Below are 15725 nucleotides of genomic sequence, written 5' to 3'. Positions count from 1 at the left end.
CACTCATCCTTTTCTATCCAAAATAGCGATGATAAATTGTTTTTGCTTCGCTTATATCTTTCGTTCCATGTACGAGCACACGGCCATCTTTAAAGGCTACTAACCTCTTGTCTTCAACAGAAAATGATAGTAAATATGGATTTATATTTAAATCATTTACACGACCTTCCAACAACTCTTTATATTGTTCAAAATTCATTTCATCTTTATGAGGTGGTCTAATTTGAACTGTATTTCGCCCGCATAAAACTGCTGTTTTTGATGTGTTTTCTTTATTTAAATACGGATATAATGCATTCTCTCCGCATGAAGGACAATTATGCTGGCGAAGTTTTTGCACATTCATACATGAATACTCATTCTTCCACATATCAAACGATACAAGCCCATCTCGAAGTGATTCGTAATCTTCTACTAACAGTTTAAGAGCTTCTGTTACTTGATGAGAAACGACAAGAGATACAGCAGGTGATATAATACCCGCTGTATCACATGTTGCCCCGCCAAGCGGAATCGACTGTAATAAACATGATAAACATGGTGTTTTACTAGGAAGGATTGTGTAAGAAAGACCGTAACTACCTACACATGCACCGTAAATCCATGGAATAGAATATTTTTGTGATATATCATTTACAATAAAGCGCGTTTCGAAATTATCAGTCGCATCAATAATTATATCAACATTTATAACAAGTTCTTCTAGCTCTTCAGCTGTTACATCTTGAACGAGAGCTTCTATTGTTACATCACTATTAATCTCTTCTAAACGTTTTTTAGCCGCTATAGCTTTTGGAAGATTATTCTTTACGTCGCTCTCTGCATACAATTGTTGTCTTTGTAAATTACTCCAATCTACATAATCACGGTCAACAATTGTTATCTTGCCAACACCTGCTCTTACAAACATCTCTGCATTTGCACTACCTAATGCACCTGCACCGATAATAAGCACATGCTTTTCTCTTATCTTTTGCTGTCCTTCTTCTCCAATTGGAGAAAATAGTTCTTGGCGAGAATATCGATTATTCAACTACGCTCATTCCTTCTAAAGGACTACTTGCAGTTGCACAACGCTTACGTGCAATGCGACCTGCTTCAAATCCTAAACGGCCTGCTTCAATACTTAATTTCATTGCTTGTGCCATTTTAATAGGATCTTTTGCTCCTGATACAGCTGTATTTAATAACACGCCATCTGCTCCTAATTCCATTGCAAATGCCGCATCAGCTGGGCTACCAATACCGGCATCAACGATAACTGGTACTGTCGCTTGTTCAATAATGAAGCTCAAATTTAATGGATTTACAATACCAAGTCCTGATCCGATTGGAGATGCTCCTGGCATAATCGCATGCACGCCAAGCTCTTGTAATTTACGTGCTAATACAACATCATCAGATGTATACGGAAGTACGATAAATCCTTCTTCCAGTAACATTTCAGATGCCTTTAATGTTTCTACCGGATCAGGTAATAACGTTCTATCATCACCAATAACTTCTACCTTTATCATGTCACAAAGCCCAGAAGCTTTTGCTAATTTTGCAATACGAACAGCCTCTTCAGCGTTTTTTGCTCCTGCTGTATTTGGTAATAACGTATATTTTTTCACATCAAGTTTCTCTAATAAATTAGGTTGCTTTGCATCAAAGATATCCATACGACGTACTGCAAACGTTAAAATTTCAGCTTCAGAAACGTCAATTGCCTTTTGCTGTACGTCAAAATCAGGGAATTTACCTGTTCCTAATAAAAGTCTAGAATGAAATGAAAATGGTCCAATGTTTAACATAATCAACCGCCTCCTACGAAAGTTACAATCTCAATTTGGTCTCCATCAAAAACAGATGTATCTGTATGATCATCTTTTTGTAAAATATCTTTATTACGCTCTACTACAACAATTCTGTTATCTAGCTCTAAATGTGTAAGTAGCTCAGCTACTGTTTTTACACTCGCTGGCACTTCAATTTGGTTACCATTAATTTTTAAATTCAAACTTCCATCCCCTTTCTAAACTCTTCTAGAAAGCAATGAATCTAGCAAATGATTCTCTTGCTTTCCTTCTATTAAATCAGCCATATATTGGCCAGAAATAGGACTTAATAAAATACCGTTTCGATAATGGCCCGTGCAAGTATATAAACCTTTTATTTCTTCATGCTCTCCCATATAAGGAGCTTCATGATTCGATTGTGGTCTTAATCCTGCCCACGTGCTTTCCCATTCTGCTTCTTTTAAAGCTGGCAATATTGTATAAGCACGCTCTAATATAGAAGTTATACTTTCTGGCTGCACAGTTTTATTGAACGTATGTGGCTTCATTGTTGCCCCAATTACGTAACGTCCACCGCGCTTTGGAGTAATGTAAAATCTTTCTTGAAAAATAGGTGCTTTTAAAAGTTGTTTTCTACTTCTTACCGCAACCACTTCTCCTTTAACTGGATATGTACCCCAATCGCGGTGAAAATAACTGAGTAACTTCGTGCTCCATGAACCTCCTGCAATAACGACTTTCTCACATGTGACAATACCTTCACTTGTAATAACTCCAGTCACTTTATTATTTTCAATACGGATATCAAATACTTCTGTCTGTTCATATATATCAGCACCGGAAATCGCTGCAGAATGTGCGAATGCTTTCGTAAGCTCTGGTGCAATAACATGACCGTCTTTCGGATAATATACTGCTCCTATAATAGATTCGGATAGATATGGCTCTTTTTCCCGCACATGGTCTCCCGTTAGAAAATAAGAATCTTCACCTGTTTTCTGCTGCCAATCCATAATGTGAAGAATTCTTTCCTTCTCATCTTCATTTTGAGCAATACGATAAATTCCTTTTTCTTCATATCCAATATCAACACCCGTCTTTTCACGTAAAACTGCTGCAAGTTGTGGAAATATAGCTCGGCTTTCTCTAGCAAGTTCAAATAGCGGATTATACGCATCCCATTCTGCCTGAACACCAAGTAAACCAGCAGCTGCTTTTGAAGCTTCCGATGCAATACTTTGCTTCTCCACAATCGCTACTTTATGTCCTCTTTCTGCTAGAAAATGTGCAACTGAACTACCAATTACACCACCACCAATAATCGCTACATCATACTTCTCACACATGTTTTTCCGCCCACTTTCTTATTGATTCCTTATAAGATTTCGCTTTGCTATACGGGTTACTACTACTTACAATTCCAGACATAACTGCTATACCGCTTACACCGTTAGTAAGAACATCCACTGTGTTTTCTGGGGTAATTCCTCCAATTGCTGTAATCGGTATAGATAAACACCTTGCAATGTCTGAAATTTCTTCAAGCCCTCTCGCTGGCACACCTTTTTTACAATCTGTCGGAAATACATGGCCATAAACGAGTGAATCCGCTCCATTTTTAAAAGCTACTATTGCTTCATCTAGCGAATGCACAGAATAACCGACATGCAAATACGAAAACTTTTCTTTCACTGACTTTACATCTGTACTTCGATATCCTAGTTGAACACGAGGAATATTTAATAAAATTGCAATATCAATTCGATCGTTTATGACAATTTTAGAAGCTGGAAAGCCCTCCATTAATAGACTTTCCACACCTTCATATAATTCCTTCGTACTCTTCTCACGCTCACGAATATGCAAATAATCAATCTCACTCTCAATTTGCATCGCTACATTCACTAACTCTTCGAATGGCATATGGCCATTTGAGATTACGTGGAGCTCATTTTTCATATTCATTCGCCTACTTTAAAATATTTTCGAATAATTCATCGGCTGGGACGGTTTCTTTCGTCATTCCTTTGTCCTTCAGCCACTTATTTTGTTTCTCCCAAGATTCTTTTGAATCTGATAAGAATGGCTCATCTTTCGTTTCCATCTTCTCTAATAAAATTTTCATACTTTCCTTTTCAACTTCTGGCACAAGTGGGAAGTTTTCTTTTTCTTGATGATTTAATAAAATATTCAATGCTTCATCTGGGTTTTTCTTCATGAAATCATAGCCTTTTTTCGTACCACGTAAGAAAGCTTGCAACGCCTCTTTATCTTTTTTCAACGTTTTATCACCTGTTACAAACACAAGCTCATGATAGTTTGGTACTCCGTAATCAGCTGGATTAAAGTACGCTGGTTCATGGCCTTCATGACGCATAACAGGTACTTCATGGTTAATGTATGCCCCTGTTACCGCATCTACTTTCTTCGTAATTAATGCTGGTACTAAATCAAAGCCAACATCTACTACTTTCACTGTATCAGGATTACCACCAGCTTCTTTTACCATCGTTTTTAAATACATCTCACTTAATGGTGTTCCAGAGTATCCTACTGTTTTTCCTTCTAAATCTTTCGGTGATTGAATGCCCGCTGATTTCAGTGATACAACATGATTTAATGGTGAACGTACGACAGCCCCAATTGATTTCACTGGAATTTGCTCATTCGCTCTCGCCATAACAACATCTGGCTGATAATACAAGCCAACTGTCACCTTCCCTGCTGCTGCTAGCGTTAATGGATCAGTCGGATTAGAAGGGAATTTAATATTTACCTTTACACCTTCTTCTTTAAAGTATCCTTTTTCAATTGCTGCATAGATAAAGCTATGTACCGCATTTGGATACCAATCTAACATGACTGTTATTTCTTTCTCTTTTTTACTTTTATCTGATGCTGAATTACTCGAACATCCTGCAATTATTGCAATTAATAATGTAAACACAAAGATGCGCTTTAAAAATTTCATGAATGCTTCCTCCAACTAATGAATTTCTTTTCTAATATGGAAATAATTACGACGAAGAAAATAGCTAATAATGATAACAATACAATAGGTGCAAATACGCCAGCTCCATCTAACTGCGTCATCATTCTCTTACTGAAATATCCAAGCCCAGCTTGTGCACCGAGCCATTCTCCAATTGCTGCTCCGATAACACTAAGCGGAACTGCAATTTTTAAAGCTGAGAAAAAATAAGGAAGAGCAGACGGCAACTTTAATTTAAGAAAAATATCTCTTTTTGTTGCTCCATATGTAACTAAGAGCTCCTCCCATTCTTTTTTCGTACTACGCAGTCCATCATACGTATTGACCGCAATTGGGAAAAACGTAATTAAAACTGTGACAACAACCTTACTCCAAATTGTATATCCAAACCATAAAACAAATAGCGGAGCAAGCGCAGTAATTGGAATCGTTTGTGAAGCAACTAATAATGGATAAAATGCTCTTTCCATCCATGTACTCGCATTCATTAACATCGCTAGCCCTACACCTAATACGATAGAGATAACAACACCTATTAAAACGACGTATAACGTTGCAGGTAAATGAACTGTAAATAATATGTCTTTTAGTTTCCATATCTTCATTACAATCGCAGACGGTGACGGTAAAATGTACATCTCATCTACAATTCTTGCTCCTATTTCCCACACAGCTAGTAAAATACTAGAAAGTGTAATAGCAGGAACTAATTCTTTCAATCGGTTCATCACACAAGTACCTGCCTTTGTAACATACTAAGAAGCTCATCTTTCAGCGCTAATACTTCCGGTTTATATAAATCTTTTCGTGTTCTGTTATGATCAAGCGGTACAGTCCGCTCAGTCAAAGTCGTTATCGGCTGCTGTTCCACTACTAAAACTCTGTTTGAAAGAAATAACGCTTCTTCAACATCATGAGTAATGAATAAAATTGTTTTTTCCCACTCTTGCCATTGTTCAAACAACCATTCTTGCAAAGAGGTCTTCGTTAAAGCATCCAACGCACTAAATGGTTCATCTAACAGCAATATCTCCCCGCCTGTTAATAAAGTTCGAATAAAAGATACACGTTGTCTCATCCCACCAGATAAATCTTTCGGATATTTTTGCTCATACCCTTGCAAACCAAATTTATGTAACAGTTCCTTTGCCTTTACTTCTGCTTCTTTCTTCTGTACACCTTGGCACTCTAGCGGCAGGGCAGCATTCTCAATAATTGTTCTCCACGGCAAAAGCATATCTTTTTGCGGCATATATCCTACAGGATGGTTCTTTGTTTCTGTCAGTTCTATCTGTCCAGTACTTACCTTTTCTAGACCTGTAATAAGGCGAAATAAAGTACTTTTTCCACATCCACTCGGTCCGATAATACTGACAAACTCTTTCTCATATATAGAAGCATTTAATTCATGGATGATTGGTTTCTCATCGTAATGAAAAGAAACATTATGAAACTGTAGTATGTTCTTGCTCCTCAAATCCCCACATCTCCTTACGATAGGACATATCCCAGAATAAATATTCAAATCGACTGGAATATAAGAAGATCTCCTCTAATCTTTCTAGTTCTTTCTCAGACTTTCCAACTGCCATTTCATTTAATAAATCTATTAACCAAATACAAAGATTACCGTATTCTTCCGAACTATATCCTTGAATCCACTCACCAAAAAACTCATGATCTCTTGCTCCAGGAATATCATTTAAACGCTTTCCAATTTCCCAATAGCTCCACATACATGGAAGAAGCGCTGCTATTAATTCCGCAAGTGTGCCATTTTGAGATACAGACATCATGTAATTTGTATAAGCTAAATTTTTAGCAGATGGTTTCGCAGACTCTATCTCCTCTATAGAAATTCCAAGTCTTTTTGCATATTGTTTATGGATTGTCATTTCGCCATTTAATATTCCATCAATTTGTTCAGCGAACTTTCCCATCACTTGTGGATTCGTTGCTTTTACAACACCAATCGCATATAACTTTGCATAATCTAGCAGATATAAATAATCTTGAATAATATAATACTGGAATTTATCTTTTTCTAACGTGCCATCTCCCATACCCACTACAAACGGATGATTATGACTCATCTCCCAAACCGGTTGCACAGTTTCTAATAATCTATCGCAAAATTTCATTTCTCTATCCCCTTTCAATATATGTATCTAAATAAAAAACCACTTCTATATATAAGAAGTGGTTACAGCAAATAAAGTTATACATTTATTCGATGTTCCACTTCCCTTCGCTAGTATTACCTAGATCAGGTGTTGTAAGGGTTAAGGATTATTCCTCTCTCAGCAAGTCAAGCACCCCTAGTGGTTTCAATATGAAATTTTCAAATAAAAAAGCCCCGTTTCTATACGCAAAGAAACGGGGACTCATTGTTAGTGTCCGAATTGCTTCCCTACGCTAGCATAATCTAGATCAGGTAATAAAAAGGATCAAAGGCTTACGGCCTACTCTCAGCTGGCAACACCAGCTCTCCTAGCAAACTATAAAATTATCACTGTCAGTATAACACCCTAATAAGACATCATCAACTTTTTTAATTTTCTTAATTGTCAACATAATATCAAAATTATACAATACATACATTCTATTTTAGAAAATAAAACCCCAATTAATTGTATAAAAAGGAATCATTATCCTCAAAAAATTTATTTTTATATTGATTTCATATTACATTTATGTGAATACCCCCACTATATTATATCTTTATACTATAATAAAATTACAACTATACAACTAGAGGAGGTCTCTATTCCATGAATATGAAAGCTACTGCTTTAACAGCAACTACTGTAGTGATTGCTTCTTTACTTCCTTCTATGGGTGAAACAAATGTACAAAAAGCAAACGCTGAACAATTATCTAATATTAAAACTGGGTATGTCAAAGTCGATCAAGTAGCATTACATACAGAAGATAACGTAAAAAGCACATCAATTGATACAATTCGCTTTAATACAAAAGTGAACATCATTGAAACAACTAATGGTTGGTATAAAGTGTCTGTTCATAATAAAGTAGGTTATGTACAAAAAGATGCTATTTTACTAAAAAACAAACTTCAATCTAATGATCAATACATCGTTAATGCTAATGCATTAAACGTTCGCTCTGAACCTAATTTAGAATCTTCCATTTTAGATGTATTACCAAATGGTAAGTTTATTACCGTTCAAGAAGATCAAGGCGAATGGTATAAAATATCACATAATGGCCAAACAGGTTACGTACAAAAAGCATTCATCTCTAATGGTTCACAACCCTTAGTAAAAGGAATCACCGTTCAAAATAATACAAAATATACTGTTGCAACACCTAATCTAAATGTACGTAGCACAGCTAGTACAAGTAGCGCTCTACTCGGTTCATTACAAAACGGTACTCAAGTACAAGTAGTAGAAACTGTAGGTACTTGGTATAAAATTCGTTTTGGCACAGGATACGGATATGTAGCAAAACACTATGTAGTACAAAATCAACCACAAGCTAAAACAGATCAGCCTTCATCAATTCCAGCTGCTTTCAAATTCCCCGCTCAAGGAAGAATTAGCTCAACCTTTGATATACGCTGGGAACAAATGCATTATGGTATAGATATTGCCGCTCCAGGAAACGTCTCTATCCAAGCTGCTGCTGCAGGTAAAGTTGTGAAATCTTATTATTCAGCTAGCTATGGCAATGTTGTTTTCATTGCGCATCAAATCAATGGGAAATTATATACAACTGTTTATGCTCATATGAAGGATCGCACTGTACAAGCTGGTGATCAAGTACAAACTGGACAATTAATAGGTCATATGGGAAACACAGGTCATTCATACGGGCAACATCTTCATTTTGAATTACATAATGGAGAATGGAATTTTGAAAAAACAAATGCAGTAAATCCACTGCCATATTTAGTTAGGTAAATTGTATGCCACGCAATATACCTCTTATAATTGAATACGTAGCCTTTTTAGGTTTAATCTGTTGTTTAATCATTTACAATACAAACATTGTATTTTTATCTATTATTATTGCTTTTGTTGCATTAGAAATTATGATGGAATCATTTCAAGTGCAACTAAAACAAAAAATTGCCCATATTTATAATGCTATTTTTCTTTTGAGTGCTCTCATAACAAATATAATTAGTAATGGCTTTTATTTATCTACTGTATTTCCAGTATTCTTTATGGCTGTTTTATTATTTGTAGCTAGATATATTAATGTCCCTTATAACCAAAAACGAAAACAAGAAGCTTAGAAAGAGGAGACACTGTGTACCAATCTTTCAAAGATACTCCAATAAAATACATATTGCATTTGTATAAGAAAGCCAATACTTTTTTTGGTATACAAGGAAGTTATACTGCACAACTTCTCCTATATGGAATGTTGTTTCTTGTCTTAATCACTTTCTCCTTGTTTTACTAACAAAAAAGGATCTCACATAAACTGGAGATCCTTTTTAATTTATATTAATTTTTCATATCGAAAATATTGTTTATCCACAAGCATATTTTTCATAAATAAAGCTCAGATTATATTTTTTCTCTAAGCTCATTCGTTGTTCGTCATCGCACCAATAGAAAAGAATATCATGAATCGTTGCGTAACGCTTATTTTTAAGAAATAGCCTAAAAAATGATGGTAAACAATCATGTAATTGTATAAATATATAATTGCGTAGTGTTTCTTCTTTATATTCAATGCCCTTACAAATATACAGTAATTCTTCACAATAATATGCATGCTGTGGAACTTGTATCATTTCGAAAAATGGCACATAAGATAGTAGCTTTCCAATAAAATGACCATATCGATCCATTACTCCTATCGTCATATGCTCCATCATTTCTTTCATCACATATAAATAATCATCTACATGCGTTGTCTTTAATGGGTCTAAGCGATCGGAAATTTGAGATAATACAGCTCTTTGACATGCTAAAACTGCCTGACTAGGTCCATAATATGATAGGAAATCTGTACACTTACGATATTTCCGTAATAAATCATGTGTATACAAATCATATACAAAAGTATTACAATACATTGCTAAACTCATCATATCACTATTTAATTGCTCTTTTGATAATGATTTCGCTCTCTTGCACATATAAAAGAATGTAAATTCCAATACTTCTTTATGAGATAATAAATGTTTACAATCGGTTATACACTTCTCATTAAATTTAACTCTATCCCAAATTTCAATATCCCTATCTGTCAATTCACCTATACGATATTTAATAATTAAATAATTTAAAGCAACTGATTGCGTCAAAAGATCCCATGTTTCATATTCCAATGAAGTATGAACAAACTCAGCTAATCCTTGCGCTATCATAAAATCATTTGCCTCTTCATACCAACCAATCTCTTGGCATAAGCGAAGAATACGCACTAAAGTTGGAATTTCATCTTTATGAAACTGCGGTAATTTCTTTGCTTTATTCATGCCATATACGATAAATGCCGCTAAATTTTCTTCTTTATAAAATTCTTTCTCTTTCCATACTAATATAGTTCGTTCTTTCCCCTCACCTTTTGGGTGACAAGGTACAAGCAAAGAAAATAATTCAGCGAAATTATTTGGTTCTATATATGTATCTGTAACCAAATTCCAATTTGGATCGCCCTGTACAGCCTTCATATAATTCCCCTTCCCTTTTCATCTATGTAGGAAATATTAATTTATTATCGCACCACTAAAAATTAATATTGTTATATTCAAAATCTCTCATAATACTTATATCTATCAGTATATCATCTTTTCTCTTATTAAAAATTAAGAATAACAAATTTTAAAAAAATGTCGAAATTATTAACCACATACTTATTATATAATGTCTCAGATACATCACGCTAACATATTAGTTTAATCCATATATACTAGAATAATGTATCTGAAATTTATATATAATTTAGCTCTTTATGAGTGACCATTAAACTCTCGGTTAATGAAAGTTTCAATTTACTCTGTACGCTCTGAGATTTCGCTCAAGGCAAATCCAGCTTGATCATCTGCTGATTCCCTTATAGCTAAATCTCCTAGTGCTAACATGCCAATAAGTTGACCACTATCAACTACTGGTAATCGTCTAATTTGATGCTGTGCCATTAGCTCTGTAGCTTTTTCAATAGAATCATTTGGAGAAACTGAGATAATATTTGTTGTCATTACATTTGTAATCTTATTAGATCCAGGATGTTTTTCAGCAATCCCTCGAACGACTAAATCACGATCAGTAACAAGCCCAACAACTTGCTCATTTTCAACAACAGGAATTAATCCAATCGATTCTTCCTTCATTTTTACAGCTGCCTCATATACATTGTCTAGCGGTGTACAATGTACAATATGGGTACTCATTAAGTCTCTCACTCGTGTCATTATGATTTCCTCCTTTTTATACATACCATAGCTTTTCCAAAATTCCTTTATTTATTTCTGGAAAGTAACGTAATAAAAAGGATTAACAAAATAAAAAAGAGCCAGCATAATGCTGACTCTTTTTGGTATGACCCGTACGGGATTCGAACCCGTGTTACCGCCGTGAAAGGGCGGTGTCTTAACCACTTGACCAACGGGCCATGGCTCCGCAGGTAGGACTCGAACCTACGACCGATCGGTTAACAGCCGATAGCTCTACCACTGAGCTACTGCGGAATAATATATGGTGGGCCTAAATGGACTCGAACCATCGACCTCACGCTTATCAGGCGTGCGCTCTAACCAGCTGAGCTATAGGCCCATATACTTTACAGGGGCAGTAGGAATCGAACCCACACTGGAGGTTTTGGAGACCTCAGTTCTACCTTTAAACTATGCCCCTAAATGATGCCGGCTAGAGGACTTGAACCCCCAACCTACTGATTACAAGTCAGTTGCTCTACCAATTGAGCTAAGCCGGCATAAAAAAATGGTGGCTCGGGACGGAATCGAACCGCCGACACGAGGATTTTCAGTCCTCTGCTCTACCGACTGAGCTACCGAGCCAACATAAATGGCGGTCCCGACCGGGGTCGAACCGGCGATCTCCTGCGTGACAGGCAGGCATGTTAACCACTACACCACGGGACCATTTGGTTGCGGGGACAGGATTTGAACCTGCGACCTTCGGGTTATGAGCCCGACGAGCTACCGTGCTGCTCCACCCCGCGACAATATAAAGTTTTAAAAATGGAGGAGGTAGAGGGATTCGAACCCCCGCGCGACTCTCGCCGCCTGTCGGTTTTCAAGACCGATCCCTTCAGCCGAACTTGGGTATACCTCCATGAAGGAAAAAATAAATATTTTATTATTATATGTCTAAGCCATTAAAGAAAAAATGGAGGAGGTAGAGGGATTCGAACCCCCGCGCGATTCTCACCGCCTGTCGGTTTTCAAGACCGATCCCTTCAGCCGAACTTGGGTATACCTCCGAGACATATATTAAATAAAGTGGAGCCTAGCGGGATCGAACCGCTGACCTCCTGCGTGCAAGGCAGGCGCTCTCCCAGCTGAGCTAAGGCCCCATGTTTTTTGGGAATATCGGGAAGACAGGATTTGAACCTGCGACCCCCTGGTCCCAAACCAGGTGCTCTACCAAGCTGAGCCACTTCCCGTTAATAAAAGCGCGCCCGAGAGGAGTCGAACCCCTAACCTCTTGATCCGTAGTCAAACGCTCTATCCAATTGAGCTACGGGCGCATATGGTGCCGAGGGCGGGGGTCGAACCCGCACGGTGGTCACCCACCGCAGGATTTTAAGTCCTGTGCGTCTGCCTGTTCCGCCACCCCGGCATGTCATATTGAAAATTGGAGCGGAAGACGGGATTCGAACCCGCGACCCCAACCTTGGCAAGGTTGTATTCTACCACTGAACTACTTCCGCAAGACATGTATGAGTTATTTTATTAAAAGTGCGGGTGAAGGGAGTCGAACCCCCACGCCAAAGGCGCTAGATCCTAAGTCTAGTGCGTCTGCCAATTCCGCCACACCCGCATATTTCATTAAAATGGTGAGCCATGAAGGACTCGAACCTTCGACCCTCTGATTAAAAGTCAGATGCTCTACCAACTGAGCTAATGGCTCTTAATGGCTGGGCTAGCTGGATTCGAACCAGCGCATGACGGAGTCAAAGTCCGTTGCCTTACCGCTTGGCTATAGCCCATTAATTAAGAATGGTGGAGGGGGGCAGATTCGAACTGCCGAACCCGAAGGAGCGGATTTACAGTCCGCCGCGTTTAGCCACTTCGCTACCCCTCCGACATATATGGTGGAGGATGACGGGATCGAACCGCCGACCCCCTGCTTGTAAGGCAGGTGCTCTCCCAGCTGAGCTAATCCTCCATTTTGCCTGGCAACGTCCTACTCTCACAGGGACAAGGTCCCAACTACCATCGGCGCTAGAGAGCTTAACTTCCGTGTTCGGTATGGGAACGGGTGTGACCTCTCTGCCATCATTACCAGACTGTATTCATTTAAGACAAGAATCATTGTAACTCATTTGACCTCGAAAGTCAACAAGTTTTTTATATTCTTTCAAAACTAGATAACATTTGCTACATATTATATGGTTAAGTCCTCGATCTATTAGTATTCGTCAGCTCCACATGTCACCATGCTTCCACCTCGAACCTATCAACCTGATCATCTTTCAGGGATCTTACTAGCTTACGCTATGGGAAATCTCATCTTGAGGGGGGCTTCATGCTTAGATGCTTTCAGCACTTATCCCTTCCGCACATAGCTACCCAGCTATGCCCTTGGCAGAACAACTGGTACACCAGCGGTGCGTCCATCCCGGTCCTCTCGTACTAAGGACAGCTCCTCTCAAATTTCCTACGCCCACGACGGATAGGGACCGAACTGTCTCACGACGTTCTGAACCCAGCTCGCGTACCGCTTTAATGGGCGAACAGCCCAACCCTTGGGACCGACTACAGCCCCAGGATGCGATGAGCCGACATCGAGGTGCCAAACCTCCCCGTCGATGTGGACTCTTGGGGGAGATAAGCCTGTTATCCCCGGGGTAGCTTTTATCCGTTGAGCGATGGCCCTTCCATGCGGAACCACCGGATCACTAAGCCCGACTTTCGTCCCTGCTCGACTTGTAGGTCTCGCAGTCAAGCTCCCTTATGCCTTTGCACTCTACGAATGATTTCCAACCATTCTGAGGGAACCTTTGGGCGCCTCCGTTACACTTTAGGAGGCGACCGCCCCAGTCAAACTGCCCACCTGACACTGTCTCCCGGGTCGATAAGACCCGTAGGTTAGAATTTCAATACAGTCAGGGCGGTATCCCACCAGCGCCTCCACCGAAGCTAGCGCTCCGGTTTCAATGGCTCCCGCCTATCCTGTACAAACTGTACCAAAATTCAATATCAGGCTACAGTAAAGCTCCACGGGGTCTTTCCGTCCTGTCGCGGGTAACCTGCATCTTCACAGGTACTATAATTTCACCGAGTCTCTGGTTGAGACAGTGCCCAAATCGTTACACCTTTCGTGCGGGTCGGAACTTACCCGACAAGGAATTTCGCTACCTTAGGACCGTTATAGTTACGGCCGCCGTTTACTGGGGCTTCAGTTCAGAGCTTCGCTTACGCTAACCCCTCTCCTTAACCTTCCAGCACCGGGCAGGTGTCACCCCCTATACTTCGCCTTACGGCTTCGCAGAGAGCTGTGTTTTTGCTAAACAGTCGCTTGGGCCTATTCACTGCGGCTTTCCGTTAAGAAAGCACCCCTTCTCCCGAAGTTACGGGGTCATTTTGCCGAGTTCCTTAACCAGAGTTCTCTCGCACACCTTAGGATTCTCTCCTCGCCTACCTGTGTCGGTTTGCGGTACAGGCACCTTTTATCTCGCTAGAAGCTTTTCTTGGCAGCGGGGAATCAAAGACTTCGCTCCATAAGGAGCTTCCCCATCACAGCTCAGCCTTTACGATAAGCGGATTTGCCTACTTATCAGCCTAACTGCTTGGACGTGCACAACCAATCGCACGCTTCTTCTATCCTTCTGCGTCCCTCCATTGCTCAAACGATAAAGAGGTGGTACAGGAATATCAACCTGTTGTCCATCGCCTACGCCTGTCGGCCTCGGCTTAGGTCCTGACTAACCCTGAGCGGACGAGCCTTCCTCAGGAAACCTTAGGCATTCGGTGGACGGGATTCTCACCCGTCTTTCGCTACTCATACCGGCATTCTCACTTCTAAGCACTCCACCAGTCCTTCCGGTCTGACTTCACTGTCCTTAGAACGCTCCCCTACCACTGATACCATTGGTATCAATCCGCAGCTTCGGTGGTGTATTTAGCCCCGGTACATTTTCGGCGCAGAGTCACTCGACTAGTGAGCTATTACGCACTCTTTAAATGGTGGCTGCTTCTAAGCCAACATCCTAGTTGTCTAAGCAACTCCACATCCTTTTCCACTTAATACACACTTTGGGACCTTAGCTGGCGGTCTGGGCTGTTTCCCTTTTGACTACGGATCTTATCACTCGCAGTCTGACTCCTAAGGATAAGTCATTGGCATTCGGAGTTTGACTGAATTCGGTAATCCGATGAGGACCCCTAGTCCAATCAGTGCTCTACCTCCAAGACTCTTACACTTAAGGCTAGCCCTAAAGCTATTTCGGGGAGAACCAGCTATCTCCAGGTTCGATTGGAATTTCTCCGCTACCCACACCTCATCCCCGCACTTTTCAACGTGCGTGGGTTCGGGCCTCCATTCAGTGTTACCTGAACTTCACCCTGGACATGGGTAGATCACCTGGTTTCGGGTCTACGACCACGTACTAAACGCCCTATTCAGACTCGCTTTCGCTGCGGCTCCGCCTCTTCAGCTTAACCTCGCACGGGATCGTAACTCGCCGGTTCATTCTACAAAAGGCACGCCATCACCCATTAACGGGCTCTGACTATTTGTAGGCACACGGTTTCAGGATCTCTTTCACTCCCCTTCCGGGGT

Annotated in this window: 13 protein-coding genes, 20 tRNA genes, 2 rRNA genes and 2 riboswitches (1 of these 37 cut by a window edge); of the genes, 2 read left to right on the top strand and 33 right to left on the bottom strand. The window is 39.8% G+C overall.

Going from position 1 to position 15725, the window contains the following annotated elements:
* Positions 1 to 13 precede the first annotated feature (13 nt).
* Genes thiF through tenA form a run of 9 tightly spaced genes read right to left on the bottom strand, consistent with a single transcriptional unit; the run spans position 14 to position 6914 of the window.
* A complete protein-coding gene (gene thiF / locus ACUL40_RS23580) occupies positions 14 to 1033 on the bottom strand; it encodes a thiazole biosynthesis adenylyltransferase ThiF (protein ID WP_445422761.1) in 1020 nt (339 codons plus the stop codon).
* On the bottom strand, positions 1026 to 1796 hold the full coding sequence (gene thiG, locus ACUL40_RS23575; RefSeq protein ID WP_000931981.1) for a thiazole synthase: 771 nt from the start codon (positions 1794 to 1796) through the stop codon (positions 1026 to 1028). The genes thiF and thiG overlap by 8 nt, the downstream gene beginning before the upstream one ends.
* A 2-nt stretch (positions 1797 to 1798) precedes the next feature.
* A complete protein-coding gene (gene thiS / locus ACUL40_RS23570) occupies positions 1799 to 2002 on the bottom strand; it encodes a sulfur carrier protein ThiS (protein WP_001049502.1) in 204 nt (67 codons plus the stop codon).
* A gap of 15 nt (positions 2003 to 2017) precedes the next feature.
* Entirely contained in the window at positions 2018 to 3127 is a 1110-nt protein-coding gene (gene thiO / locus ACUL40_RS23565) for a glycine oxidase ThiO (RefSeq protein WP_445422762.1), read from the bottom strand.
* On the bottom strand, positions 3120 to 3740 hold the full coding sequence (gene tenI, locus ACUL40_RS23560) for a thiazole tautomerase TenI (protein WP_000787170.1): 621 nt from the start codon (positions 3738 to 3740) through the stop codon (positions 3120 to 3122). The genes thiO and tenI overlap by 8 nt, the downstream gene beginning before the upstream one ends.
* Positions 3741 to 3750: 10 nt before the next feature.
* Positions 3751 to 4752, bottom strand: a complete 1002-nt coding sequence (locus tag ACUL40_RS23555; RefSeq protein WP_000670416.1) for an ABC transporter substrate-binding protein — start codon at positions 4750 to 4752, stop codon at positions 3751 to 3753.
* Positions 4749 to 5501 (bottom strand): ABC transporter permease, encoded by a 753-nt coding sequence (locus ACUL40_RS23550; protein WP_001080855.1) that lies wholly within the window; start codon positions 5499 to 5501, stop codon positions 4749 to 4751. Before ACUL40_RS23550 ends, ACUL40_RS23555 begins: the two co-directional genes overlap by 4 nt.
* A complete protein-coding gene (locus ACUL40_RS23545) occupies positions 5501 to 6250 on the bottom strand; it encodes an ABC transporter ATP-binding protein (protein WP_001256799.1) in 750 nt (249 codons plus the stop codon). The genes ACUL40_RS23550 and ACUL40_RS23545 overlap by 1 nt, the downstream gene beginning before the upstream one ends.
* The gene (gene tenA, locus ACUL40_RS23540; protein WP_000666827.1) at positions 6219 to 6914 is read right to left on the bottom strand and encodes a thiaminase II; all 696 of its coding nucleotides are present in this window, start codon (positions 6912 to 6914) and stop codon (positions 6219 to 6221) included. The genes ACUL40_RS23545 and tenA overlap by 32 nt, the downstream gene beginning before the upstream one ends.
* An 85-nt stretch (positions 6915 to 6999) precedes the next feature.
* Positions 7000 to 7103: riboswitch (TPP riboswitch) on the bottom strand.
* A gap of 60 nt (positions 7104 to 7163) precedes the next feature.
* Positions 7164 to 7275, bottom strand: a riboswitch (TPP riboswitch).
* A gap of 269 nt (positions 7276 to 7544) precedes the next feature.
* On the opposite strand from tenA, the gene ACUL40_RS23535 reads away from it, so the two are divergent.
* Positions 7545 to 8699, top strand: a complete 1155-nt coding sequence (locus tag ACUL40_RS23535) for an SH3 domain-containing protein (protein ID WP_445422763.1) — start codon at positions 7545 to 7547, stop codon at positions 8697 to 8699.
* Positions 8700 to 8704: 5 nt separating this feature from the next.
* Positions 8705 to 9037: a hypothetical protein gene (locus tag ACUL40_RS23530; protein ID WP_445422764.1), complete on the top strand. Its 333-nt coding sequence runs from the start codon at positions 8705 to 8707 to the stop codon at positions 9035 to 9037.
* Between the two features lie 240 nt (positions 9038 to 9277).
* On the opposite strand, the gene ACUL40_RS23525 is transcribed toward ACUL40_RS23530, so the two are convergent.
* The 24 genes from ACUL40_RS23525 to ACUL40_RS23410 form a co-directional block, all read right to left on the bottom strand.
* Positions 9278 to 10429, bottom strand: a complete 1152-nt coding sequence (locus tag ACUL40_RS23525) for a DUF3965 domain-containing protein (RefSeq protein WP_000648912.1) — start codon at positions 10427 to 10429, stop codon at positions 9278 to 9280.
* 321 nt (positions 10430 to 10750) lie between these two features.
* Complete coding sequence (locus ACUL40_RS23520; protein WP_000199006.1) at positions 10751 to 11170, bottom strand: CBS domain-containing protein; 420 nt, start codon at positions 11168 to 11170, stop codon at positions 10751 to 10753.
* Positions 11171 to 11298: 128 nt separating this feature from the next.
* A tRNA-Glu gene (locus ACUL40_RS23515) sits at positions 11299 to 11370 on the bottom strand.
* 1 nt (position 11371) lies between these two features.
* A tRNA-Asn gene (locus tag ACUL40_RS23510) sits at positions 11372 to 11446 on the bottom strand.
* Positions 11447 to 11454: 8 nt separating this feature from the next.
* Positions 11455 to 11531: transfer RNA gene (locus ACUL40_RS23505), tRNA-Ile, on the bottom strand.
* Positions 11532 to 11541: 10 nt separating this feature from the next.
* Positions 11542 to 11612, bottom strand: a tRNA-Trp gene (locus ACUL40_RS23500).
* 6 nt (positions 11613 to 11618) lie between these two features.
* A tRNA-Thr gene (locus ACUL40_RS23495) sits at positions 11619 to 11691 on the bottom strand.
* A 9-nt stretch (positions 11692 to 11700) separates the two neighbouring features.
* Positions 11701 to 11776 (bottom strand) — tRNA-Phe (locus tag ACUL40_RS23490).
* Positions 11777 to 11784: 8 nt separating this feature from the next.
* Positions 11785 to 11860 (bottom strand) — tRNA-Asp (locus ACUL40_RS23485).
* A gap of 3 nt (positions 11861 to 11863) precedes the next feature.
* A tRNA-Met gene (locus tag ACUL40_RS23480) sits at positions 11864 to 11940 on the bottom strand.
* A 20-nt stretch (positions 11941 to 11960) separates the two neighbouring features.
* Positions 11961 to 12053 (bottom strand) — tRNA-Ser (locus ACUL40_RS23475).
* A 55-nt stretch (positions 12054 to 12108) separates the two neighbouring features.
* Positions 12109 to 12201, bottom strand: a tRNA-Ser gene (locus tag ACUL40_RS23470).
* Positions 12202 to 12221: 20 nt separating this feature from the next.
* Positions 12222 to 12294, bottom strand: a tRNA-Ala gene (locus tag ACUL40_RS23465).
* Positions 12295 to 12310: 16 nt separating this feature from the next.
* Positions 12311 to 12384 (bottom strand) — tRNA-Pro (locus ACUL40_RS23460).
* 10 nt (positions 12385 to 12394) lie between these two features.
* Positions 12395 to 12468, bottom strand: a tRNA-Arg gene (locus tag ACUL40_RS23455).
* 3 nt (positions 12469 to 12471) lie between these two features.
* Positions 12472 to 12560: transfer RNA gene (locus tag ACUL40_RS23450), tRNA-Leu, on the bottom strand.
* Between the two features lie 16 nt (positions 12561 to 12576).
* A tRNA-Gly gene (locus ACUL40_RS23445) sits at positions 12577 to 12651 on the bottom strand.
* Positions 12652 to 12680: 29 nt separating this feature from the next.
* Positions 12681 to 12761: transfer RNA gene (locus tag ACUL40_RS23440), tRNA-Leu, on the bottom strand.
* 14 nt (positions 12762 to 12775) lie between these two features.
* Positions 12776 to 12851: transfer RNA gene (locus ACUL40_RS23435), tRNA-Lys, on the bottom strand.
* Between the two features lie 4 nt (positions 12852 to 12855).
* Positions 12856 to 12930: transfer RNA gene (locus ACUL40_RS23430), tRNA-Gln, on the bottom strand.
* Between the two features lie 11 nt (positions 12931 to 12941).
* A tRNA-Tyr gene (locus ACUL40_RS23425) sits at positions 12942 to 13025 on the bottom strand.
* An 8-nt stretch (positions 13026 to 13033) separates the two neighbouring features.
* Positions 13034 to 13109 (bottom strand) — tRNA-Val (locus tag ACUL40_RS23420).
* A gap of 5 nt (positions 13110 to 13114) precedes the next feature.
* A 5S ribosomal RNA gene (gene rrf, locus ACUL40_RS23415) occupies positions 13115 to 13230 on the bottom strand.
* A 102-nt stretch (positions 13231 to 13332) separates the two neighbouring features.
* Positions 13333 to 15725 (bottom strand): 23S ribosomal RNA (locus ACUL40_RS23410) (it continues 529 nt past the right edge of the window).

This window comes from Bacillus sp. KNSH39, from assembly GCF_052656585.1.
The sequence above is the reverse complement of the archived record's forward strand: the minus strand, read 5'-3'. Positions and strand labels throughout refer to the sequence as shown.

What these genes read in the sequence shown, in the direction of transcription:
- thiG (WP_000931981.1), bottom strand. Translation starts at nt 1,796, where the DNA reads ATGTTAAACATTGGACCATTTTCATTTCATTCTAGACTTTTATTAGGA.
- thiO (WP_445422762.1), bottom strand. Translation starts at nt 3,127, where the DNA reads ATGTGTGAGAAGTATGATGTAGCGATTATTGGTGGTGGTGTAATTGGT.
- tenI (WP_000787170.1), bottom strand. Translation starts at nt 3,740, where the DNA reads ATGAAAAATGAGCTCCACGTAATCTCAAATGGCCATATGCCATTCGAA.
- ACUL40_RS23550 (WP_001080855.1), bottom strand. Translation starts at nt 5,501, where the DNA reads ATGAACCGATTGAAAGAATTAGTTCCTGCTATTACACTTTCTAGTATT.
- ACUL40_RS23530 (WP_445422764.1), top strand. Translation starts at nt 8,705, where the DNA reads ATGCCACGCAATATACCTCTTATAATTGAATACGTAGCCTTTTTAGGT.
- ACUL40_RS23555 (WP_000670416.1), bottom strand. Translation starts at nt 4,752, where the DNA reads ATGAAATTTTTAAAGCGCATCTTTGTGTTTACATTATTAATTGCAATA.
- tenA (WP_000666827.1), bottom strand. Translation starts at nt 6,914, where the DNA reads ATGAAATTTTGCGATAGATTATTAGAAACTGTGCAACCGGTTTGGGAG.
- ACUL40_RS23535 (WP_445422763.1), top strand. Translation starts at nt 7,545, where the DNA reads ATGAATATGAAAGCTACTGCTTTAACAGCAACTACTGTAGTGATTGCT.
- ACUL40_RS23520 (WP_000199006.1), bottom strand. Translation starts at nt 11,170, where the DNA reads ATGACACGAGTGAGAGACTTAATGAGTACCCATATTGTACATTGTACA.
- ACUL40_RS23525 (WP_000648912.1), bottom strand. Translation starts at nt 10,429, where the DNA reads ATGAAGGCTGTACAGGGCGATCCAAATTGGAATTTGGTTACAGATACA.